The organism is Aeromonas enteropelogenes, from assembly GCF_020097295.1.
In the GTDB taxonomy this organism is placed as follows: Bacteria; Pseudomonadota; Gammaproteobacteria; order Enterobacterales; family Aeromonadaceae; genus Aeromonas; species Aeromonas enteropelogenes.
On record NZ_CP083625.1, the window covers coordinates 3,065,705 to 3,086,581 of the forward strand.

Consider the following 20,877-nt stretch of genomic DNA (forward strand, 5'->3'; position numbering starts at 1 on the left):
GGACTCCTTATTGCCACTGGCGGTGATAAGCACCGAGCGTGGTCTGGCTTCCCTCGGAGACGCGGGCGAGCTGGGTATCCCATTCGCTCTTGACCTGGTAGGCATCTGGATTGGCCTGGTAGGCATCAATGGCGGCGCGCCAGACCCGGGTCACCTGCTCTACATAGGCAGGGCTGCGCTGGCGTCCCTCAATCTTGACCGACTGGATCCCGGTCTTGAAGAGCTCGGGCAAGAGCCCCAGTGTGTTGAGGCTGGTCGGCTCCTCCAGGGCGTGGTAAGTCTGGCCGTCCACCTCGAAGCGCCCCTTGCACAGGGTCGGATAGCCGGCATTTTCACCCGGGCCGTAGCGGTCGATCAACACCTCGTTGAGGCGTGATTCGAGGCCGTTTGGTGTCTCTTCCCAACGCACAAACTTGGCCGGTGAGCAGGCGCCGACCGTGTTGGGACTCTCCCCCGTCATGTAGGAAGAGAGGTAGCAACGCCCTTCGGCCATGATGCAGAGACTGCCAAAGGCAAAGACTTCGAGACCGACGTCGGTCTCGCGGGCCAGTTGCTTGACTTGATGCATGGAGAGCACCCGGGGCAGAACGACCCGTTTGGCATTGAACTGTTGCTGATAGAAGCGGATGGCAGCGGCATTGGTGGCGCTGGCCTGTACCGAGACATGCAGTTCCATCTCCGGGTAGCGGCGGCTGGCATAATCAAGCACCGCCAGATCGGCGATGATCAGGGCATCGGCGCCAAGCGCCACGCCGCGATCCACCGCCTGCTTCCACCTGGCATCGGCCCCTGGGTGGGCGAAGGTATTGATGGCGATATGCAGTTTCCGACCATGCTGGTGCACATAATCAACCGCCTTCTCAAGTTTGCTGTCGGTGAAGTTCAGACCGGCAAAGTGGCGGGCATTGGTGTCGTCCTTGAAGCCGATATAAACGGCATCAGCTCCGTTATCTACGGCGGTTTTCAGTGCCGGCAAGCTGCCTGCCGGACAGAGTAATTCCATTAGTACGCTCCGAGGGTGCATATGAAGGGCAAATAGGCCCTGATTGTATTCATCGGCATGGCGCCGCTTTTTGACCTGAGGCAGTTTTCGGTGGCTTTACCCTTCTAGAGGTAACTCGGCAGAAGTTTGATTTCCCACAGGATCTGATGGGGAGGCATATGGTTGAATGCGCAAAAAAGGGAGTCCATCGTGTTTCAAAAATTGCATCTTGGTCTGGTAGAGCAGGCCCCCCGTTTCTTGCGTCATCCCCTCAAACTGGTGCCCTTCAATCTGCAAAAGCAGGTAATGGAAAGCCTGTTGGCACGGGTATTCAAGGAGGCCATTGAGGATGGCGACTTCGAATTTCTGGCTGGCAAGTGGCTTAAGGTGGAAGTATCCGATCTCGAGCTGTGCTGGTTCATCAGCGAGCAGAAGGGTCAACTGGTTGTGGCGCGCGACTGCGAAAAAGTGGATGTCTGCTTCAGCGGCACTACCAATGACCTCATCCTGATCGCCGGACGCAAGGAAGACCCGGATTCGCTCTTCTTTCAGCGTAAGCTGAAAATTGAAGGTGATACGGAATTGGGTCTGGAAGTGAAAAACCTGATGGATAGCCTGGATCTTGACGGTCTGCCGAGCCTGATGAAGTATCCTTTGATGGACTTGGCGACCTTTATCGAGCGTGCCCGCAACGGGTCAGTTCAGACTGCGATGCAGGCGACGCCGGGCGGGATCCCGTCTTAAGTGGGCTGTCGCCCCGCAGACGTGATGACGGTAGCGGTGCCGGGCCCAAAGACAACGGCATGCCCACAGACAGGGGAGTAATGCAAGCGGGGCAAAGGGGGCGGGTTGCTGCGATATCAGCAGCCCCAAGGCCAGCCAGATAAAGGGTTGTGCCTCGTAGAGCCACTCCGGTTGCAACCAGCGTTTGTCTGGAAAGATGATGAGATCGGTACGGCGATAGCTGGAGCGCATCATCCAAGTGATCGCCCCGACGATAAACAGCAGGCAACCTGCAAACCACAGCAGAGGCTGCTCGCTCAAGGTGATCATGGCAATGGCCATCAGCAAATAGAGGCTGGGCAGTCTCTCATAGATATACGGGGGAAGCATGGCTATGACACTCCTGCGCTGTTAATCGCTTATCCTTCAAGTTTAGTCATCTCTCACGTTTGCCTCATGCTGGTTTGTTATACAAACTGTCGCGTTAGTGCTGAAATGGCGTTCCTTTAACGGTGCCAAAATAGCGCTCTCTTATGTTATAATTGCGCGCCATTTTTCACCGAAGATTGACTGGGCATGTTGGATCAGATTCGTATTGTTTTGGTAAACACCTCTCATACCGGCAACATGGGCTCTGCGGCACGCGCCATGAAGACCATGGGTTTGACCCAGATGGTGCTGGTTGATCCGCAAGCCTTGCCGGATGGCAATGCCAATGCATTGGCGGCCGGTGCCAGCGATATACTCGCCAATGCCCGAGTCGTCTCTACCCTGGATGACGCCATCGCCGATTGTGGTCTGGTCATCGGTACCAGTGCCCGTTCTCGCACCCTGAGTTGGCCCATGCTGGATCCTCGCGAGGCGGGTGAAAAAACCGTGGCGGAAGGGGTTAGGCATCCGGTGGCGCTGGTATTTGGCCGTGAACGCACCGGCCTGACCAACGATGAGTTGCAAAAGTGTCACTACCATGTGGCGATCCCGGCCAACCCTGAGTACAGCTCCCTCAACCTGGCCATGGCGGTGCAGACTCTCTGCTATGAGGTGCGTATGCACTGGCTGCAGTCGCAGGAACAAGCCGCTGAAACTGGCGGTGTGCAAGATTACCCGAGTGCAGCCCAGCTCGAAGGTTTCTACCAGCATCTGGAGCAGACCCTGCTCAAGACCGGTTTTATCACCGAAGATCACCCGGGGCACGTGATGAGCAAGTTGCGTCGTCTCTTCAATCGGGCCCGACCGGAAGCGGTGGAACTCAATATCCTGCGGGGAATTTTGACCTCGGTTCAGAAATCGGGCGTCATCGATTAATCCTGACTAATTTACTCAACTATATACTTGACTGATTTGGTCGGGTATGTGACCATGTGCCCATTAATTGCTTCGCAAGACGGTAAGGCACATGAGACTGACTTCAAAAGGACGTTACGCTGTAACCGCCATGCTCGACGTGGCGCTGCATGCTGAGCAGGGGCCCGTTCCCCTTGCCGATATTTCCGAGCGCCAGGGCATCTCCTTGTCCTATCTCGAGCAACTGTTTGCCCGCCTGCGCAAGCATGGCCTGGTGAGCAGCGTGCGTGGCCCGGGTGGCGGTTATCGCCTCGGTCTGGCGCCAGACGAGATCTCGGTTGGCCAGGTGATCACCGCAGTTGACGAGTCGGTCGACGCGACCAAATGCCTGGGCAAGGGTGGCTGCCACGGTGGTACCCAGTGCCTGACTCACTCCCTGTGGCGGGACTTGAGCGAGCGGATCTCCAGTTTCCTTGGGGATATCACCCTGGCCGAACTGGTTTGCCAGGCCGATGTGCGCCGGATTGCCGGCAAGCAAGATGAACAGATGAAAACTGCGTTGTCCCTGGTTGAACGGGCGGAACGCGGCGATGTGAGCTTGAAAGTCCAACTATAAACGTGCTTTCCACAGCGGGGCGATGTATGACCCGAACTGTGACGGAGAAAAACATGAAATTGCCTATTTACCTTGATTATTCGGCAACCTGTCCGGTGGACCCGCGTGTCGCAGAAAAAATGATGCAGTGTCTGACCATGGATGGCCTGTTTGGCAATCCGGCTTCCCGTTCTCACCGCTTTGGCTGGCAGGCTGAAGAAGCGGTAGATCTGGCTCGTAATCAAGTGGCTGAGCTGATCGGTGCCGACCCACGCGAAATCGTCTTCACTTCCGGTGCGACCGAGTCTGACAACCTGGCCATCAAGGGCGTCGCTCACTTCTATGCCAGCAAGGGCAAGCACATCATCACCTCCAAGACCGAACACAAGGCTGTGCTGGACACCTGCCGCCAACTGGAGCGCGAAGGGTTCGAAGTGACCTACCTCGAGCCGATGCCGAACGGTCTGTTCACCCTCGAGATGATCGAAAATGCCATGCGCGACGACACCATTCTGGTCAGCATGATGCACGTGAATAACGAGATTGGTGTCATCCAGGACATCAAGGGACTGGGTGAGCTGTGCCGTTCACGCAAGATCCTGCTGCATGTAGATGCCGCCCAGAGCGTGGGCAAGGTCGAGATCGACGTCGAAGCGATGAAGATCGATCTGCTTTCTCTCTCCGCTCACAAGATCTATGGCCCGAAAGGGATCGGTGCTCTGTACGTGCGCCGCAAGCCGCGTGTGCGTATCGAAGCCCAGATGCACGGTGGTGGTCACGAGCGCGGCATGCGTTCCGGCACCCTGGCAACTCACCAGATCGTCGGCATGGGTGAAGCCTTCCGTATCGCCAAGGAAGAGATGGCCAGCGAAGGTCAGCGTGTGATGGCTCTGCGTCAGCGCCTGTGGGATGGCCTCAAGGACATCGAAGCCGTCTACCTGAATGGTGACCTCGAGCAGCGTGTTTCCGGCAACCTCAACGTCAGCTTTGCCTATGTGGAAGGGGAATCCCTCATCATGGCGCTGAAAGATCTGGCGGTCTCTTCCGGTTCTGCCTGTACTTCCGCCAGCCTGGAGCCCTCCTATGTGCTGCGTGCCCTGGGTCTGAACGACGAGCTGGCTCACAGCTCCATCCGCTTCAGCATCGGTCGCTTCACCACAGAAGAAGAGATCGACTACGCGGTCAAGCTTATTCGTGACTCCATCGGTCGCCTGCGCGAGATGTCTCCCCTATGGGAGATGTACAAGGACGGCGTCGATCTGAACACGGTCGAATGGGCTCATCACTGATCTCGATGATCGGTGAACAACAGAATTAGCAGGAGTGAGATATGGCTTACAGTGAAAAAGTAATCGACCACTACGAAAATCCCCGCAACGTAGGTGGCTTCGACAAGAACGATCCCAGTATCGCCACCGGCATGGTCGGTGCGCCGGCCTGTGGTGACGTGATGAAACTGCAGCTGAAGATCAGCGACGATGGCATCATCGAAGATGCCAAGTTCAAGACCTACGGTTGTGGCTCCGCCATCGCCTCCAGCTCCCTGGTGACCGAATGGGTCAAGGGCAAGACTCTGGACGAAGCGGCTGGCATCAAGAATACCGACATCGCGGAAGAGCTGGCCCTGCCGCCGGTGAAGATCCACTGCTCCATCCTGGCCGAGGACGCCATCAAGGCGGCCATCGCCGATTACAAGCAGAAGAAAGGTCTTTAAGCGCCGGAGAGCAGTATGGCTATTACCATGACAGATGCCGCAGCGGCACGGGTTTCTTCTTTCTTGGCAAACCGGGGCAAGGGCATTGGCCTGCGCCTCGGCGTCAAGACCACCGGCTGCTCCGGCCTTGCCTACGTGCTCGAGTTTGTCGATGAACTGGCTGATGAAGATCAGGTATTCGAGCAGCATGGCGTCAAGATTATTGTCGATGCCAAGAGCTTGATCCATCTGGATGGCACCGAGCTGGATTTCGTCAAGGAAGGCCTCAACGAAGGCTTCAAGTTCAACAACCCCAACGTCAAGGGCGAGTGCGGTTGTGGCGAAAGCTTCAGTGTTTAAGAGGTTTGCATGAACCATTTCGAGCTGTTTGGGCTGGTTGAAGGCTTTGAGCTCGATACCCGCCAGCTGGCAGACACCTATCGCCAGCTGCAAACCCAGTTTCACCCCGATCGTTTTGCCACTGCTCCCGAGCGGGAGCAGCTGGCTGCGGTGCAGCGTGCCGCCCAGATCAACGATGCCTTCACGACTCTCAAGGCGCCTCTGCGCCGTGCCGAATATCTGCTCTCCCTGCGTGGCACCGATATTCGCGGCGAACAGCAAACCCTGCAAGACACGGCCTTTCTGATGCAACAGCTGGAGTGGCGCGAGCGTCTGGCCGATCTGAAAGGCGAGGCCGACCCTGAGCGCGCCATCAAGGATTTTCGCCACGAGATCAGGCATGATCACCAGCTGCTGATGCAGCAGCTGACCCGCATGCTCGCCGATGGCGAGGATCTCGGGGCCGCAGATTGCGTTCGCAAACTCAAGTTTGTCGACAAGCTCCTTGAGGAGCTGGAACGATTCGAAGACTCGCTGCTCGAGTCTTGATCCCTTAACGCTGGAAGTTTGATTACCCATGGCATTACTGCAAATCGCCGAGCCCGGCCAGAGCGCCGTTCCTCATCAGCACAAGCGTGCCGTCGGCATTGACCTTGGTACCACCAACTCGCTGGTCGCCGCAGTGCGCAGCGGCCACGCCGATACCCTCAGTGACGAGCAAGGTCGCGATCTGCTCCCGTCCGTTGTGCACTATCAGGCCGACGGGATCCGGGTTGGTTTCGACGCCAAGCGCGAAGCGGCCCTCGATCCTCACAACACTATCGTCTCGGTCAAGCGGATGATGGGCAAGGCGCTGGCCGACATCGACACCCGCCAGCAGCTTTATGAATTTGTGGCTGCCGACAACGGCATGCCCCAGTTGCAGACCCGTCAGGGGTTGGTCAATCCGGTGCAGGTGTCGGCCGAGATCCTGAAAAAACTGGCCGAGCGCGGCGCCCAGACCCTGGGCGGCGATCTGGATGGGGTGGTGATCACAGTGCCGGCCTATTTCGACGATGCCCAGCGCCAGGGCACCAAGGACGCGGCCCGCCTGGCCGGTCTGCACGTGCTGCGCCTGCTTAACGAGCCGACTGCGGCGGCGATTGCTTACGGCCTCGACTCCGGTCAGGAAGGGGTGATCGCCGTGTACGATCTCGGGGGCGGTACCTTCGATATCTCCATCCTGCGCCTGCACCGCGGCGTGTTTGAAGTGATGGCCACCGGTGGTGACTCCGCCCTCGGCGGCGATGACTTCGACCACCTGCTGGCCGACTGGATCAAGGGGCAGGCCGGCTTGTCCGGCGAGCTGGATGCCCGTCTGCAGCGGGAACTGCTGGATGTGGCCGCCGCCGTCAAGCACGGTCTGACCGATGCCGCAGCGGTGTCTTGCACCTTTGCCGGCTGGCAGGGGGAGGTGACTCGCAGCCAGTTTGACGAGCTTATCACTCCGCTGGTCAAACGGACTTTGCTGGCCTGCCGCCGTGCGTTGCGCGATGCGGGGCTCGAGCAGGTGGAAGTGCTGGAGGTGGTGATGGTGGGTGGTTCCACCCGGGTTCCGCTGGTGCGCGAACTGGTGGGCGAGTTCTTCGAGCGCACCCCGCTGACCAACATCGATCCTGACAAGGTGGTGGCCATCGGTGCCGCCATCCAGGCCGATATCCTGGTGGGCAACAAGCCGGATGCCGAGATGCTGCTGCTGGACGTCATCCCGCTATCTCTCGGTCTTGAGACCATGGGCGGCCTTGCCGAGAAGGTGATCCCGCGCAATACCACCATTCCGGTGGCCCGCGCCCAGGAGTTCACCACCTTCAAGGATGGCCAGACCGCGATGGCAATTCACGTGGTGCAAGGGGAGCGCGAGCTGGTTGCCGATTGCCGCTCCCTGGCCCGCTTCACCCTGACCGGCATTCCGCCGATGGCGGCGGGGGCCGCCCACATTCGCGTCACCTTCCAGGTGGATGCGGACGGCCTGCTCTCGGTCAGCGCCATGGAGAAATCCTCCGGCGTGCAGGCCGAGATCCAGGTCAAGCCCTCCTACGGGCTGGCGGAAGAGGACATTCTCTCCATGCTGAGCGCCTCCATCGAGAACGCCCAGCAGGACATGGAAGCCCGCATGCTGGCCGAGCAGCAGGTTGAGGCAGATCGCGTGGTCGAGAGCCTCAATGCTGCCCTGGCTGCCGATGGTGAGGCGTTGCTGAACGCGGACGAGCGTGCCGATATCGACGGGGCCATTACCCATCTGCTGGCCATGCGCCAGTCGGGTACCACCAATCAAATCAAAGAGGCCATTGAGGCGGCAGACGCTGCCAGTGGCGAATTTGCAGCCCGCCGGATGGATGCCTCCATCCGCAAGGTGCTGACCGGACAAAACGTCAACAAGGTGTAATATGCCAAAACTGATCATTCTTCCTCACCCCGTGCTCTGTCCGGATGGCGCTGCCCTCGAGGGGCAAAGCGGCGAGACCATCCTGGACGTGGCGCTGCGCAACGGCATCGAGATCGAGCACGCCTGCGAGAAATCCTGTGCCTGCACCACTTGCCATTGCGTGGTGCGGGAAGGTTTTGACTCCCTCGAGCCGAGTGACGAGCTGGAAGACGACATGCTGGACAAGGCGTGGGGACTGGAGCCGGAATCCCGTCTCAGTTGTCAGGCCAAGCTGGCGGACGAGGATCTGGTGGTGGAGCTGCCCAAGTACACTCTGAACCTCGCCTCCGAGCGTCATTAATCGGACATGAGTGAATTGCACATGCAGCAACCTGTGGTGCATCAGTGATATGGTGAAGGCCGTGACCCGTGAGGGCACGGCCTTTTTTGTATTCGTGATTTCCCTTTGGCCATGACAAGCGCCAATAAACAGTGCCAGTGAAGAAGGAAGCAAGAAAAGATGGCTGACATGATGAAGGTAGGGTTGTCCACCCAGGCTGCGGCCGCTCACTGGGGCGAGGGTGCCCTGCTCAGTTTCAACGGTGACGGTGCGTTGATCCATCTCGATCCTGTGTGCCAGGAAAACGAGGTGCTGCGTGCCATTCAACGTGCCGCCCGTCGCCTTGAATCGGCCGGGATCAAGCGCATCACGCTGGCCGGCGGTGGCTGGGATCTGGAGCGTCGTTACGCGTTTGCCCAAGGTTTCTACGCCGCCAAGGGGGAGCGGGAGCTCGACTTTGGTGAGCAACCAGCAGAAGAAGCCCGCGAGCTGGAGGCCATGCAGAAGGCGACCCGCTGGGTGCGCGACGTCACCAATGGCTGCCCGGAGGAGATCTATCCCATGAGCCTGGCGGAGTCGGCGCTGCTGCTCATTCGCGGCCTGGCGGGAGACAAGGTAACCGCGCGTCTCACCGCTGGCGAGGCATTGAAAGAGTCGGGCCATATCGGGATCTGGTCGGTGGGCCGTGGCAGCGAGCGGGAACCCGTGCTGCTCGAGCTCGACTATAACCCGACCGGCCATGACGATGCCCCTGTGGCGGCGGCCTTGGTGGGCAAGGGGATCACCTTTGACTCCGGCGGCTACTCCATGAAGTCCTCCGACAACATGCTGCCGATGAAATCCGACATGGGGGGCGCCGCCATGGTCACAGGGGCGCTGGCACTGGCCATCAGCCGCGGCCTTAACCAGCGAGTCAAACTCATCCTCTGCTGCGCCGAGAACCTGGTTTCCGGCCACGCCTTCAAGCTCGGCGACATCCTCACTTATCGCAACGGTGTCTCGGTCGAGATCCAGAACACAGATGCGGAAGGCCGCCTGGTGCTGGCCGACGGGCTGCTGGTCGCCAGCGAGAGCGGCGCCGCTCACATTCTTGATGCCGCGACCCTGACCGGCGCCGCCAAGATGGCGCTGGGCCGTGATTACAACGCCGTGTTTGCCCTAGACGAGGCTGAGCAGCTGCGTGCGCTGGCCGCCGCCAAAGCTGAAAACGAGAAGGCGTGGCCGTTGCCGCTGGAGTCCTGGCATGCAGGCCAGCTCACCTCGGCGTTTGCCGATCTGGGCAATGTTGCCTCGGCGGAAGGAACGGCCGGCGCCACCACGGCGGCGGCGTTTTTGTCGCGTTTCGTGCGTGACGAAGGCAAGGGCTGGGTGCACCTTGATCTGGCCGCCTCCTATCAAAAAGCGGGCAACGATCTCTGGGCAACCGGTGCCAAGGGGCATGGTCTGCGCACCATCGCCCGCTGGTTGCAGGAGGTGAGTGTATGAACGTCTGGTTATGCCGTGACTTTGCCCCGGCCGAATGGGGGGAGGGGGCACTGCTCTCCCACCGTGCCGATGGCATGGTGATCCACCTGGTGAGCACAAGCCCCCTGCTCGATATCCAGCAGGCGGCTCGCCGCCTCTGCCAGCAGGGGATCCAGAAAGTGACCCTGGCTGGCCACTGGGAGCGTGAACAGCAGTGGGCCTTTGCCCAGGGCTTGCAGACCCCCAAGGCCGAGGTGCAACTGCAGTGGGCCATGTCGTCGGAAGAGGACAGGGAGGAACTGGAGGCGCGCTGGCTGTGTGGTCGCTGGGTGCGCGAGATGACCAATGCTACCCCCGAGCAGCTGGGGCCACTGGAACTGGCTGTGGAGGCTGCAGCCTTCATCACCGAGCTGGCGCCGGACAAGGTGAGCCACCGGATCCTCAAGGGGGCCGCCTTGCAGCAGGCGGACTGGGTCGGCCTTTATCAGGTGGGTCGTGGCAGCGAGCGCGAACCCGTGTTGCTCGAACTCGACTTCAACCCGAGTCGGGATCCTAAGGCACCGGTGGCGGCGGCCCTGGTGGGCAAGGGGATCACCTTCGACTCTGGCGGCTACTCCATGAAGAGCTCCGAGGGGATGCTCACCATGAAGTGTGACATGGGCGGGGCGGCCATCGTCACCGGTGCCCTGGCGCTGGCCATGCTACGCGGGCTCAACAAGCGGGTGAAGCTCATCCTCTGCTGCGCCGAAAACCTGGTGTCGGGTCATTCCTACAAGCTGGGGGATATCCTCACCTACAAAAACGGTACCACGGTGGAAATCGTCAACACCGATGCCGAAGGGCGGCTGGTGCTGGCCGACGGTCTGCAGCTCGCGAGCGAGTCCGGTGCCCCGCTCATCATCGATGCGGCCACCCTGACCGGCGCCGCCGTGATGGCGCTGGGTGGGCGTTACAACGCCCTGTTTGGTCTGGACAAGCCGCTGGTGAACCGGGCCATGGCCTATGCAGAGGCAGAGCAGGAGCCGGCCTGGCCGCTGCCGCTCGAGCCCTGGCATCGCCAGCAGTGTCCGTCTCATTACGCCGATACGGCCAACAGTCGTCCGGTCAAGGGGGGCGGGCCGGGTGGCGCCTCCAACGCGGCGGGTTTCCTCTCCCGCTTCGTGGCCAACGAGGGGACTGGCTGGCTTCATATCGATCTGGCAGCCTGCTTCAGCGACAACGGCGACGCCCTCTGGGCGCCGGGGGCCAATACTCTGGGGATGCGCACCATAGCGCACACCTTGCTGGCAGAGGCTGGCTAAATGAAAAGGGCGCCTTGGGCGCCCTTTTTCATGGTGCTGGAATAATGAGCAAAAGATGGCTTTTTAAGCGCTTCATAGGATTATCGTGCACAAGCGCACATATTTTCTGGCCTGGCTCGGCCAATATGGCCCTGATGTTGACTGCAAGAACGGTATTTTTAATAAAAAGTTGCCAGACTGTGTGTTTTTTGGGTTTTTGTTTACGTATAATCGCCAGCGAACATGGATTCTAACAATAAACCTCTGTAGTTAAGGAAAGATCTCAATGGCCATCGAACGTACTTTCTCTATCGTCAAGCCGGATGCTGTCAGCAAGAACTTGATCGGTGCCATCTACAACCGCTTCGAGAGCGCAGGCCTGAAAGTTGTTGCCGCCAAGATGCTGCACATGAGCAGCGAACAGGCCGCCGGTTTTTATGCCGAGCACCAGGGCAAGCCCTTCTATGACGGCCTGGTCAGCTTCATGACCTCGGGTCCTGTCATGGTGCAGGTGCTGGAAGGCGAAGATGCCATCCGCCGTCACCGTGAAATCATGGGCGCGACCAACCCAAAAGAGGCCTTGGCCGGTACCCTGCGTGCCTGCTATGCCGAAAGCATCGATCGCAACGCCGTTCACGGCTCCGATGCCCCGGCCTCTGCCGCCCGTGAAATTGCCTACTTCTTCTCCGATGACGAGATCTGCCCGCGTGGCTGATAAGGTCCGGGTGATATAACAAAGGGAGCCTCGGCTCCCTTTGTTGTTTTCGCCCCCGGCGCAATATCCCTCTATTCTCCAGGTAGAAAGCCAGACCCATAATTTGTACAATGCCGCCCCCTGACATCGTCAGCCAATAATTGATGAAGTGTTTGAACCGAGGCCATTGATGAGCGAAACAAAAATCAACCTGCTGGATCTTGATCGGGATGCCATGCGCGCCTTTTTCGTCGAACTGGGCGAGAAGCCATTCCGGGCAGATCAGGTCATGAAGTGGATCTATCACTTTGGTTGTGATGATTTCGATCAGATGACCAACGTCAACAAGGTGCTCAAGGAGCGCCTCAAAGCCATCGCCGAGATCAAGGCCCCCGAGATCAGCCGTGAGCAACGCTCCTCTGACGGCACCATCAAGTGGGCGCTGCAGGTAGGGGATCAGGAAGTGGAGACCGTCTACATTCCCGAAGACGATCGCGCCACCCTGTGCGTCTCCTCCCAGGTAGGTTGTGCGCTGGAATGCAAGTTCTGCTCCACCGCCCAGCAGGGCTTCAACCGCAACCTGAAAGTCTCCGAGATCATCGGCCAGGTGTGGCGTGCCGCCCGGGTTGTCGGTGGCAAACGCCCCATCACCAATGTGGTAATGATGGGGATGGGCGAGCCGCTGCTGAACCTGGCCAACGTGGTGCCCGCCATGCGTCTGATGATGGACGACTACGGCTTTGGCATCTCCAAGCGCCGGGTGACCATCTCCACTTCCGGGGTGGTGCCGGCGCTGGACATGCTGGGTGATCAGATCGACGTGGCCCTGGCCATCTCCCTGCATGCGCCCAATGACAAGCTGCGTTCCGAGATCATGCCGATCAACGACAAGTACAACATCGAAGACTTCCTCGCCGGGGTGCGCCGTTATCTGGCCAAGTCCAATGCCAACGGCGGTCGGGTGACCGTGGAGTATGTGCTGCTCGATCATATCAATGACGACATGCAGCACGCCCACGAGCTGGCCAAGGTGCTGAAAGACACCCCGAGCAAGATCAACCTGATCCCGTTCAATCCCTTCCCGGGCAACCCTTACGGTAAGCCGAGCAACAGTCGTATCGATCGCTTCTCCAAGGTGCTGATGGAGTACGGTTTTACCGTGATCGTCCGCAAGACCCGGGGTGATGACATCGATGCCGCCTGCGGTCAGCTGGTGGGGGATGTGATCGACCGCACCAAGCGCACCATCAAAAATCGGATGCAACAGGATGGGATTTCCGTCAAAATGGTTTAATTGCTAAGCCATTGTATAGACAGGGAATGGATACACGTACATTGATCGTAGTGGCAGCGCTCTGCGCGCTGCCAGGCTGTGTGACCGAGACCACTTACGCTGGCCAGAATTCGACCCAGCGTGAAGTGGGCCCCGACCTCAAGGCGGCAGCCCAGACTCGCCTGGATTTGGGTATTCAATATCTGCGGCAAGGCAATGCCGAGCAGGCCAAGTTCAACCTTGACCGCGCCCTCCAGTACGACCCCTCCAATCCCCAGGTTCAGATCGGCTTTGCCTACTTCTACCAGAAGGTAGGGGATTTCAAGGCGGCTGAAACCAGTTACAAGAATGCCCTGGCCATGGATCCGTCCAATGCTGACGCAATGAACAACTATGGCGCCTTCCTGTGCAACCGGGGGCGCTATGATGAGGCGGACAAGGCGTTCAACCAGGCGGTCACCCAGCCCGGGTACGTGAAAATAGCCGATACGTACGAGAATGCGGCGCTTTGTGCCCTGCAAAATCGCAGAAATGATAAAGCCGGCGAGTACTATCGTCTGGCCTTGGGGTATAATCCCCGCGATCCAAGGTTATTGCTGGACTTGGCCGAACTTTCCATGAAAGATGGCAAGCTACCTGACGTGCAGTCCTACCTCGCCCGTTTTGCCGATGTGTCGGACGAAAACGAAGCGAGTCTCTGGTTGAGATTGCGGCTGGCGCAGGCCATGGACAAACCGGCATTACTTCACCAATTCGGGACTGAGCTGGTAAGGCAATATCCCACTTCGCAACAAGCCAAGCGTTACTTAGCCAATGACTACTGAACAGCAACACGATTTCCAAGACGATTCCCAGGCAGTGGGCCCAGGCCAGCTGCTGCGCAACGCCCGTGAACAGCTCGGATGGACACGAGAGCAGGTTGCGTCCCGCATTCATCTTCGTCTGACCCTGATTGCCGCCATTGAATCGGATACTTACGACAAGCACACGTCCCATACCTTTATCCGTGGCTATCTGCGTACCTATGCCAAGCTGGTCGGGATCCCCGAAGAGACCATATTGGCCGCTTACGACAAGCTGGGTCTGACGCCTCCCGACAACATCGACATGCAGAGCTTCTCCCGCCGTTCCCGCCAGCAAGCCAACGACAGTCGGCTCAAGGTGGTGACCTGGCTGGTGATCCTGGTGCTGATCGGCCTCTCCGTCGCCTGGTGGTGGCAGAGCACGGCCCGTCGCTCCGCAGGTGACGAAGCCCTCGCAGCCACCGAGATGAGCGCCTCAACCTCCGTTGTAGCCACAGAGACTGTGCCGGGAGCCGAGAGCCTGGCGCCGGTGACCGATGCAACTGAGCCTGTCATCGACGCTGCAGCGCCCGCTGCCGTCTCCGATGCGACTGGCACCCTGGCGCCGGAGGCGGCGGTCCTGCCTGAGGAAAATCCCAGCGCCGCCGTCAGCACCCAGGCTGAGAGCAGCACATCTGATGTGGCCGCGACCGACGAGAGTGCTGCGAGCGAGCCGGCCAGCACGCCCCAGCTCAAGATGAGTTTTACCGCCGATTGCTGGCTGGATGTCAAGGATGCCAATGGCAAGACCCTGTATAGTGGTCTGAAGAAGGCAAACGACGAACTGGTGCTGGAAGGCGCCGAGCCGCTGAAATTGATCGTTGGCGCGCCCATGGCCGTCAAGCTCGAATACAAGGGCCAGTCGTTTGATATGAGTCGTTACAACAACGGCCGTACTGCCCGCTTCTCACTGCCGCAGGAGTAATCTCTCAGTCATGTCCGCTCACGAATCTCCCATTATTCGTCGTCAATCCCGGCAGATCATGGTTGGCAATGTACCGGTTGGGGGCGATGCCCCCATCACGGTGCAGACCATGACCAACACCAAGACCACGGACGTGGCCGCCACCGTCGAGCAGATCCAGCGGATCGAACGGGTCGGTGCCGATATCGTCCGGGTCTCCGTGCCTACCATGGAGGCGGCGGAAGCCTTCAAACTCATCAAGCAGCAGACCCGCATTCCCATCGTCGCCGATATCCACTTCGACTACCGCATCGCCCTGAAAGTGGCCGAGTACGGTGCCGACTGCCTGCGCATCAACCCGGGCAACATCGGCAATGAGCAGCGGGTGCGTGCCGTGGTCGACTGCGCCCGCGACCTCAACATCCCGATCCGCATCGGGGTCAATGGCGGGTCGCTGGAGAAGGATATCCAGGAGAAGTACGGCGAACCGACCCCGGAGGCGCTGGTGGAATCCGCCATGCGTCACGTGGATTATCTGACCCGTCTCGACTTCCAGAACTTCAAGGTGAGCGTCAAGGCCTCCGATGTGTTCCTCGCGGTTGGCGCCTATCGTCTGCTGGCCAAGCAGATCGAGCAGCCGCTGCACCTTGGCATCACTGAGGCGGGCGGTTTCCGTGCCGGTGCGGTCAAATCCGCCATCGGCCTTGGCATGCTGCTGAGCGAGGGCATTGGCGATACCCTGCGCATCTCCTTGGCCGCCGATCCGGTGGAAGAGATAAAGGTGGGCTTCGATATCCTGAAATCCCTGCGTATCCGCTCCCGTGGCATCAACTTTATCGCCTGTCCCTCCTGCTCCCGTCAGGAGTTCGACGTCATCGGCACGGTCAACGAACTCGAGCAGCGTCTCGAGGACATCATCACTCCGATGGATGTCTCCATCATCGGCTGCGTGGTGAATGGTCCGGGGGAGGCGCTGGTTTCCGATCTGGGGCTGGCCGGGGCGGCCAACAAGAGCGCCTTCTACGAGGGGGGCCAACGGGTCGATCGGCTCGATAACAAGGATCTGATCCCGACCCTGGAGCGTCGCATTCGCGCCCGGGCGGCCATGCTGGATCCCGCCAACCAGATCCTGCTGGACAAGGATTGAGCGACACGGGGCCACATTCGGTGGCCCCGTGTCCAGGTGACTGATTTTACATCCCGCATCCGGATTCCCTGATTTTACCTCGGGGGTGAAAATCCCTATAATGCGGCCAAATTTTACCTCTTTTTCTCGAGTATCAACGTGGCAAAACAGATCCAAGCTATTCGCGGTATGAATGATTGCCTGCCGGAGCAGAGCCCGGTATGGCAGAAAGTTGAACAGATCCTGCGCCAGGTCGTTGCCAGTTATGGTTACAGCGAAGTGCGCATGCCCATCGTCGAGCAGACGCATTTGTTCAAGCGCGCCATCGGTGAAGTGACCGACGTGGTCGAAAAAGAGATGTACACCTTTGAAGATCGCAACGGCGACAGCTTGAGCCTGCGTCCGGAAGGGACCGCCAGCTGTGTGCGCGCCGGTATCGAACACGGCCTGCTCTACAACCAGGAACGCCGGATGTGGTACATGGGCCCCATGTTCCGCCACGAGCGTCCCCAGAAGGGCCGTTACCGCCAGTTCCACCAGTTTGGTGTCGAGCTGTTTGGCATCAACGGGCCGGACATCGATGCCGAGCTCATCATGCTGACTCACCGCCTGTGGCGTCTGTTCGGCATCAGCGAACATGTCACCCTGCAGCTCAATACCCTGGGCCAGAGCAGCGAGCGTGCGGCTTACCGTGATGCCCTGGTGGCCTACCTGGAGCAGTACAAGGATCAGCTGGACGAAGACAGCCAGCGTCGCATGTACAGCAACCCGCTGCGGGTGCTCGACTCCAAGGATGAAAAAGTCCAGGCCATCCTGGTCAATGCCCCGCGTCTGTTCGACCACCTGGGCGAAGAGAGCCTGGCTCACTTCGAGGGGCTCAAGCGCCTGCTCGAGTCTGCCGGTATCCAGTATGAAGTGAACGAGCGCCTGGTGCGTGGTCTCGATTACTACAACCTCACCGTATTCGAGTGGGTGACCAACAGTCTGGGTGCCCAGGGCACCGTCTGTGCCGGTGGCCGTTACGACGGTCTGGTAGAGCAGCTGGGTGGCCAGCCGACCCCGGCCGTGGGTTTCGCCATGGGCATGGAGCGTCTGGTGCTGATGCTGGAAACCCTCGAGCTCAACGCCGATATCCGCCCGGCGGTGGATGTCTACCTCTGCATGGTGGGCGAGGGGACCGAGCAGGCTGGTTTCCAGCTGGCCGAGCGTCTGCGCGATGCGCTGCCGGATCTTCGCCTGATGAGCCACTGCGGTGGTGGAAACTTCAAGAAACAACTCAAGCGTGCCGACAAGAGCGGCGCGGCGATCGCCCTGATCCTCGGTGAGACCGAGGTGCAAAACGGGGAGATCACCATCAAATATCTGCGTGGTCAGGCCGAGCAACAGACCGTCACGGTCGATGCCGCCATTGCCCTGCTGGCAGCCAAAGGAGAGTAAGCTGTGGAAGTCTATACCACCGAAGAACAACAGGTTGAAGTTATCAAGGAGTGGTGGAAAGAGAACGGAACCTCGGTGATCGCCGGGACCGTGATCGGTCTGGTTGGTCTGTTCGGCTGGCGCTATTACAACCAGCATCAGCAGGAGACCATGGAGGCCGCTTCCAGCTCTTACAACCAGGTGCTGGAGCAGCTGGCCAAGGGCGAAGCCGCCGACCTGGAGCAGGCGCAGCAGTTCGTCACCGCCAACAAGGGCGATGCCTACGGCGATATGGCTGCACTGCAACTGGCCTCAGCCGCTGTGAAGGCGGGCAAGCTGGACCTGGCTGCCGAGCAGCTTGCGCTGGTGGCCTCCTCCGGTGACGAGAGCATTCGTCCGTTTGCTTCCCTGCGTCTGGCCCGGGTGCTGAACGGTCAGGGCAAGGCCGACGAGGCGCTGGCCCAGCTTGGCAAGATCAACAACGACGCCTTCAAGGCCCAGGTGGCGGAAGTGCGCGGCGATATCCTGCTGGGGCAGGGCAAGCTGGAAGAGGCGCGGGATGCCTATCAGGCGGCGGCGGATGCCGGCGGCCTGCAGGGCAGCCAGGAACTCAAATTGAAGATGGACGATCTGGCCTTGCCGGCCACGACCACAGGTGAGGCAGCGGATGCGTAATCTATTCAAGATGATGGCGTTGGGGGCGGCAGTCTCCTTCGCTCTGCAGGGGTGTTCCCTGTTCAGTTCGGAAGAGGATCTCACCCCGATGGCGCCCCTGCCGCAGGTGACCTCTTCCTTCACGGCGGATACCGTCTGGTCCTCCACCGTGGGTGACGGGATCGGCAACTTCTACTCCCAACTCAAGCCGGTGGTGGAAGAGGATCGCATCTATGCCGCCGCCCGTGACGGTGACGTCACCGCCTTCGACCGCGCCAGTGGCAAGGAGCTGTGGAGCGTCGATCTGGCTGATCTGCCGATCAATGCCGACAAGCGCAGCGCTCGTCTCTCCGGCGGTCTGGTTGCCCGTTACGGCAAACTGTTCCTCGGCTCCGAAAACGGGGTGGTCTACGCCCTGAACGAGGAGAACGGCGAGGTGCTGTGGCAGACCTCGGTGCCCGGTGAAGTGGTGGCAAGCCCGGCGGTGGAAGATGGCCGTGTGGTGGTGCTGACCACCTCCGGTCGCCTGGTGGCGCTGGATACTGATGAAGGCAAGCTGCAGTGGTCGCTCTCCGAAGAGCAGCCGCCGCTGACCCTGCGCAGCACCGGCGCTCCCATCATCACCAACGGCGCCGTCATTTACGGTCGTGCCGATGGCAAGGTGGGCATTGCGCTGCTGAGCAACGGCCAGCCTGTGCGCCAGTCCAAGGTTGCCGACCCGCGCGGCGCCACCGAGCTGGATCGCATGGTGGACGTGGACGCCAGCCCGCTCATCGCCGGTGACGAGCTTTATGCCATCGCCTACAACGGCCAGCTGATGGCCCGCAAGCTGATGAGCGGCGACGAGGTGTGGAAGCGCAAGTATTCCGGCTACCGCGATCTGGCGCTGACCGGCAATGCCATCGTGCTGACCGACAGCCGCAGCCATCTGTTTGCCATCGACCGTCGCAATGGTCTGGAGCTGTGGTCCAATACCCAGCTGGAGAATCGTACCGTTACCGCACCTGTCATCCTGGGTGACTATGTGGTGGTGGGTGATGTGGAAGGATACCTGTACTGGCTGGATCGTACCGACGGTACCATCCAGGCGATGCAGCAGCTCGACAGCAGTGGTCTCTACTCCGCCCCCCTGGTGGATGGTGACACCCTGTATGTGCAGAGCCGTGACGGCAAGTTGTACGCCATCAAGCGTCCCTGATCGTCCGAAAATATGAATATCCGGCTCCTGGTCTTCGGACCCGGAGCCTTTGTCGTCTTGAGAATGAGGCTTTTATGACTCCTGTAGTAGCCCTGGTGGGCCGCCCCAACGTGGGGAAATCCACCCTGTTTAACCGCTTGACCCGTACTCGGGATGCCCTGGTTGCCGACTTCCCCGGTCTGACTCGGGACCGCAAATACGGTCAGGCGAAGTTGGGCGAGCTGGAATTTATCGTGGTCGATACCGGCGGTATCGATGGCACCGAAGAGGGCATCGAGCTGAAGATGGCCGAGCAGTCCCTGCTGGCCATCGATGAAGCGGACGTGGTGCTGTTCATGGTGGATGCCCGCGCCGGTCTGACCGCCGCGGATCAGGCCATTGCCGAGCACCTGCGCAAGTCCCACAAGAAAGTGTTTCTGGTGGCCAACAAGACCGACGGCATCGACGGTGATTCCGCGGTGTCCGAGTTCTACGGTCTGGCCCTGGGCGAGGTGTACCAGATGGCGGCGGCCCACGGCCGTGGTGTATTGAGCCTGCTGGAGCTGGCTCTGGCGCCCCACCTGGAGGAGCTGGTCGGTGCGGTAACCGGGGAAGAAGCGCAGGATGAAGAAGAGGAGGACTTCGACGAAGAAGCCCTGCTGCGCATGGTGGCTGCCGGTGATCTGGATACCAAGGAAGACACCAAGGAGACCCCGTTTGCCGACCTGCCCATCAAGTTTGCCATCGTCGGTCGCCCCAACGTCGGCAAGTCGACCCTGACCAACCGCATGCTGGGTGAAGATCGGGTCATCGTCTATGACATGCCGGGCACCACCCGCGACTCTGTCTACATCCCGATGGAGCGCGACGAGCAGAAGTACGTCATCATCGACACCGCCGGTGTGCGTCGTCGCGGCAAGGTGCACGAGACGGTGGAGAAGTTCTCCGTCATCAAGACCCTCAAGGCCATTGAAGATGCCAACGTCTGCCTGCTGGTGATCGACGCCCAGGAGACCATCACCGATCAGGACTTGAGCATCCTCGGCTTCGTGCTCAACACCGGCCGATCCGTGGTACTGGTGGTGAACAAGTGGGACGGTCTGGATCAGAAGGTGAAAGAGGACGTCAAGAATGAGCTTGATCGTCGTCTGGGCTTCATCGACTTCGCCCGCGTTCACTTCATCTCAGCCCTGCACGGCAGCGGTGTCGGCCACCTGTTCGAATCCATTCAGGAGGCGTACCAGTCGGCGACCCGCCGTACCAGTACCGCCATGCTGACCCGCATCATGCAGATGGCTCAGGAAGATCACCAGCCGCCCATGGTGAACGGTCGCCGGGTCAAGCTGAAGTACGCCCACGCCGGTGGTTACAACCCGCCGCGCATCGTGATCCACGGCAACCAGCTCAACGACTTGCCGGATTCGTACAAGCGCTACCTCATCAACTACTTCCGCAAGTCCCTCAAGATCATGGGCACCCCGATCCGGGTCGAGTTCCAGGAATCGGTCAACCCGTTCGAGGGCAAGAAGAATACCCTGACCCTGAGTCAGGAGCGTCAGCGCAAACGCCTGCTGAAGATGAAGAAGAAATAAGCCCTGGCGGCTGCCCTCACCGGCAGCCGCTTTGTTATGCTCTCCCGGATCCGCAAGGGAAGGGGAACCAGCCATGGGCCACCCCATGGCTGGTT

At 59.9% G+C, this 20,877-nt stretch carries 22 protein-coding genes; 20 read left to right on the top strand and 2 right to left on the bottom strand.

What is annotated here, in order from left to right:
* Positions 1-7 precede the first annotated feature (7 nt).
* Positions 8-1,003: a ubiquinone anaerobic biosynthesis protein UbiU gene (gene ubiU, locus LA321_RS14355; RefSeq protein ID WP_042071754.1), complete on the bottom strand. Its 996-nt coding sequence runs from the start codon at positions 1,001-1,003 to the stop codon at positions 8-10.
* Between the two features lie 189 nt (positions 1,004-1,192).
* On the opposite strand from ubiU, the gene ubiT reads away from it, so the two are divergent.
* Positions 1,193-1,726, top strand: coding sequence for a ubiquinone anaerobic biosynthesis accessory factor UbiT (gene ubiT, locus LA321_RS14360; RefSeq protein WP_042025951.1), 534 nt, complete (start codon positions 1,193-1,195; stop codon positions 1,724-1,726).
* On the opposite strand, the gene LA321_RS14365 is transcribed toward ubiT, so the two are convergent.
* Entirely contained in the window at positions 1,679-2,095 is a 417-nt protein-coding gene (locus LA321_RS14365; RefSeq protein WP_042071752.1) for a hypothetical protein, read from the bottom strand. The two genes, ubiT and LA321_RS14365, sit on opposite strands and share 48 nt — an antisense overlap.
* A gap of 186 nt (positions 2,096-2,281) precedes the next feature.
* On the opposite strand from LA321_RS14365, the gene trmJ reads away from it, so the two are divergent.
* The 19 genes from trmJ to der all read left to right on the top strand — a co-directional run bounded on the left by trmJ (position 2,282) and on the right by der (position 20,782).
* The gene (gene trmJ / locus LA321_RS14370; protein WP_042071749.1) at positions 2,282-3,010 is read left to right on the top strand and encodes a tRNA (cytosine(32)/uridine(32)-2'-O)-methyltransferase TrmJ; all 729 of its coding nucleotides are present in this window, start codon (positions 2,282-2,284) and stop codon (positions 3,008-3,010) included.
* A gap of 91 nt (positions 3,011-3,101) precedes the next feature.
* On the top strand, positions 3,102-3,605 hold the full coding sequence (gene iscR, locus LA321_RS14375; protein WP_026457689.1) for a Fe-S cluster assembly transcriptional regulator IscR: 504 nt from the start codon (positions 3,102-3,104) through the stop codon (positions 3,603-3,605).
* A 53-nt stretch (positions 3,606-3,658) separates the two neighbouring features.
* Positions 3,659-4,873: an IscS subfamily cysteine desulfurase gene (locus tag LA321_RS14380; protein ID WP_042025954.1), complete on the top strand. Its 1,215-nt coding sequence runs from the start codon at positions 3,659-3,661 to the stop codon at positions 4,871-4,873.
* A gap of 41 nt (positions 4,874-4,914) precedes the next feature.
* A complete protein-coding gene (gene iscU / locus LA321_RS14385) occupies positions 4,915-5,298 on the top strand; it encodes a Fe-S cluster assembly scaffold IscU (RefSeq protein WP_005299770.1) in 384 nt (127 codons plus the stop codon).
* 15 nt (positions 5,299-5,313) lie between these two features.
* The gene (gene iscA / locus LA321_RS14390; protein ID WP_026457929.1) at positions 5,314-5,637 is read left to right on the top strand and encodes an iron-sulfur cluster assembly protein IscA; all 324 of its coding nucleotides are present in this window, start codon (positions 5,314-5,316) and stop codon (positions 5,635-5,637) included.
* Positions 5,638-5,646: 9 nt separating this feature from the next.
* On the top strand, positions 5,647-6,165 hold the full coding sequence (gene hscB / locus LA321_RS14395) for a co-chaperone HscB (protein WP_042071746.1): 519 nt from the start codon (positions 5,647-5,649) through the stop codon (positions 6,163-6,165).
* Positions 6,166-6,193: 28 nt separating this feature from the next.
* Positions 6,194-8,041, top strand: a complete 1,848-nt coding sequence (hscA, locus tag LA321_RS14400; RefSeq protein WP_042071744.1) for a Fe-S protein assembly chaperone HscA — start codon at positions 6,194-6,196, stop codon at positions 8,039-8,041.
* A 1-nt stretch (position 8,042) separates the two neighbouring features.
* Positions 8,043-8,381, top strand: a complete 339-nt coding sequence (gene fdx, locus LA321_RS14405) for an ISC system 2Fe-2S type ferredoxin (RefSeq protein WP_005333808.1) — start codon at positions 8,043-8,045, stop codon at positions 8,379-8,381.
* A gap of 159 nt (positions 8,382-8,540) precedes the next feature.
* Entirely contained in the window at positions 8,541-9,845 is a 1,305-nt protein-coding gene (gene pepB, locus LA321_RS14410; RefSeq protein ID WP_042071742.1) for an aminopeptidase PepB, read from the top strand.
* Positions 9,842-11,125: an aminopeptidase PepB gene (gene pepB, locus LA321_RS14415; RefSeq protein ID WP_042071739.1), complete on the top strand. Its 1,284-nt coding sequence runs from the start codon at positions 9,842-9,844 to the stop codon at positions 11,123-11,125. The genes pepB (LA321_RS14410) and pepB (LA321_RS14415) overlap by 4 nt, the downstream gene beginning before the upstream one ends.
* Positions 11,126-11,390: 265 nt before the next feature.
* Positions 11,391-11,819 (top strand): nucleoside-diphosphate kinase, encoded by a 429-nt coding sequence (gene ndk, locus LA321_RS14420; RefSeq protein WP_026457648.1) that lies wholly within the window; start codon positions 11,391-11,393, stop codon positions 11,817-11,819.
* A 169-nt stretch (positions 11,820-11,988) separates the two neighbouring features.
* Entirely contained in the window at positions 11,989-13,092 is a 1,104-nt protein-coding gene (locus LA321_RS14425; RefSeq protein ID WP_042025961.1) for a bifunctional tRNA (adenosine(37)-C2)-methyltransferase TrmG/ribosomal RNA large subunit methyltransferase RlmN, read from the top strand.
* Positions 13,093-13,103: 11 nt separating this feature from the next.
* Positions 13,104-13,895, top strand: coding sequence for a PilW family type IVa pilus biogenesis/stability lipoprotein TapF (gene tapF / locus LA321_RS14430; protein WP_156130408.1), 792 nt, complete (start codon positions 13,104-13,106; stop codon positions 13,893-13,895).
* A complete protein-coding gene (rodZ, locus tag LA321_RS14435; RefSeq protein WP_042071736.1) occupies positions 13,885-14,838 on the top strand; it encodes a cytoskeleton protein RodZ in 954 nt (317 codons plus the stop codon). The genes tapF and rodZ overlap by 11 nt, the downstream gene beginning before the upstream one ends.
* A gap of 10 nt (positions 14,839-14,848) precedes the next feature.
* Positions 14,849-15,964 (top strand): flavodoxin-dependent (E)-4-hydroxy-3-methylbut-2-enyl-diphosphate synthase, encoded by a 1,116-nt coding sequence (gene ispG, locus LA321_RS14440; protein WP_042025965.1) that lies wholly within the window; start codon positions 14,849-14,851, stop codon positions 15,962-15,964.
* Positions 15,965-16,102: 138 nt separating this feature from the next.
* Positions 16,103-17,380 (top strand): histidine--tRNA ligase, encoded by a 1,278-nt coding sequence (gene hisS, locus LA321_RS14445; RefSeq protein ID WP_042071734.1) that lies wholly within the window; start codon positions 16,103-16,105, stop codon positions 17,378-17,380.
* A gap of 3 nt (positions 17,381-17,383) precedes the next feature.
* Positions 17,384-18,034, top strand: a complete 651-nt coding sequence (locus LA321_RS14450; protein WP_026456142.1) for a YfgM family protein — start codon at positions 17,384-17,386, stop codon at positions 18,032-18,034.
* On the top strand, positions 18,027-19,211 hold the full coding sequence (gene bamB, locus LA321_RS14455; protein ID WP_042071731.1) for an outer membrane protein assembly factor BamB: 1,185 nt from the start codon (positions 18,027-18,029) through the stop codon (positions 19,209-19,211). The genes LA321_RS14450 and bamB overlap by 8 nt, the downstream gene beginning before the upstream one ends.
* Positions 19,212-19,285: 74 nt before the next feature.
* Entirely contained in the window at positions 19,286-20,782 is a 1,497-nt protein-coding gene (der, locus tag LA321_RS14460) for a ribosome biogenesis GTPase Der (protein ID WP_042071729.1), read from the top strand.
* The last annotated feature ends 95 nt before the right edge of the window (positions 20,783-20,877 follow it).

Excerpts from the sequence above, each read along its gene's own strand:
- fdx (WP_005333808.1), top strand. The coding sequence starts at position 8,043 with ATGCCAAAACTGATCATTCTTCCTCACCCCGTGCTCTGTCCGGATGGC.
- ispG (WP_042025965.1), top strand. The coding sequence starts at position 14,849 with ATGTCCGCTCACGAATCTCCCATTATTCGTCGTCAATCCCGGCAGATC.
- ubiU (WP_042071754.1), bottom strand. The coding sequence starts at position 1,003 with ATGGAATTACTCTGTCCGGCAGGCAGCTTGCCGGCACTGAAAACCGCC.
- rodZ (WP_042071736.1), top strand. The coding sequence starts at position 13,885 with ATGACTACTGAACAGCAACACGATTTCCAAGACGATTCCCAGGCAGTG.
- hscA (WP_042071744.1), top strand. The coding sequence starts at position 6,194 with ATGGCATTACTGCAAATCGCCGAGCCCGGCCAGAGCGCCGTTCCTCAT.
- iscU (WP_005299770.1), top strand. The coding sequence starts at position 4,915 with ATGGCTTACAGTGAAAAAGTAATCGACCACTACGAAAATCCCCGCAAC.
- LA321_RS14425 (WP_042025961.1), top strand. The coding sequence starts at position 11,989 with ATGAGCGAAACAAAAATCAACCTGCTGGATCTTGATCGGGATGCCATG.
- ndk (WP_026457648.1), top strand. The coding sequence starts at position 11,391 with ATGGCCATCGAACGTACTTTCTCTATCGTCAAGCCGGATGCTGTCAGC.
- trmJ (WP_042071749.1), top strand. The coding sequence starts at position 2,282 with ATGTTGGATCAGATTCGTATTGTTTTGGTAAACACCTCTCATACCGGC.
- bamB (WP_042071731.1), top strand. The coding sequence starts at position 18,027 with ATGCGTAATCTATTCAAGATGATGGCGTTGGGGGCGGCAGTCTCCTTC.
- iscA (WP_026457929.1), top strand. The coding sequence starts at position 5,314 with ATGGCTATTACCATGACAGATGCCGCAGCGGCACGGGTTTCTTCTTTC.
- pepB (WP_042071739.1), top strand. The coding sequence starts at position 9,842 with ATGAACGTCTGGTTATGCCGTGACTTTGCCCCGGCCGAATGGGGGGAG.
- LA321_RS14365 (WP_042071752.1), bottom strand. The coding sequence starts at position 2,095 with ATGCTTCCCCCGTATATCTATGAGAGACTGCCCAGCCTCTATTTGCTG.
- LA321_RS14380 (WP_042025954.1), top strand. The coding sequence starts at position 3,659 with ATGAAATTGCCTATTTACCTTGATTATTCGGCAACCTGTCCGGTGGAC.
- iscR (WP_026457689.1), top strand. The coding sequence starts at position 3,102 with ATGAGACTGACTTCAAAAGGACGTTACGCTGTAACCGCCATGCTCGAC.
- pepB (WP_042071742.1), top strand. The coding sequence starts at position 8,541 with ATGGCTGACATGATGAAGGTAGGGTTGTCCACCCAGGCTGCGGCCGCT.
- hscB (WP_042071746.1), top strand. The coding sequence starts at position 5,647 with ATGAACCATTTCGAGCTGTTTGGGCTGGTTGAAGGCTTTGAGCTCGAT.
- der (WP_042071729.1), top strand. The coding sequence starts at position 19,286 with ATGACTCCTGTAGTAGCCCTGGTGGGCCGCCCCAACGTGGGGAAATCC.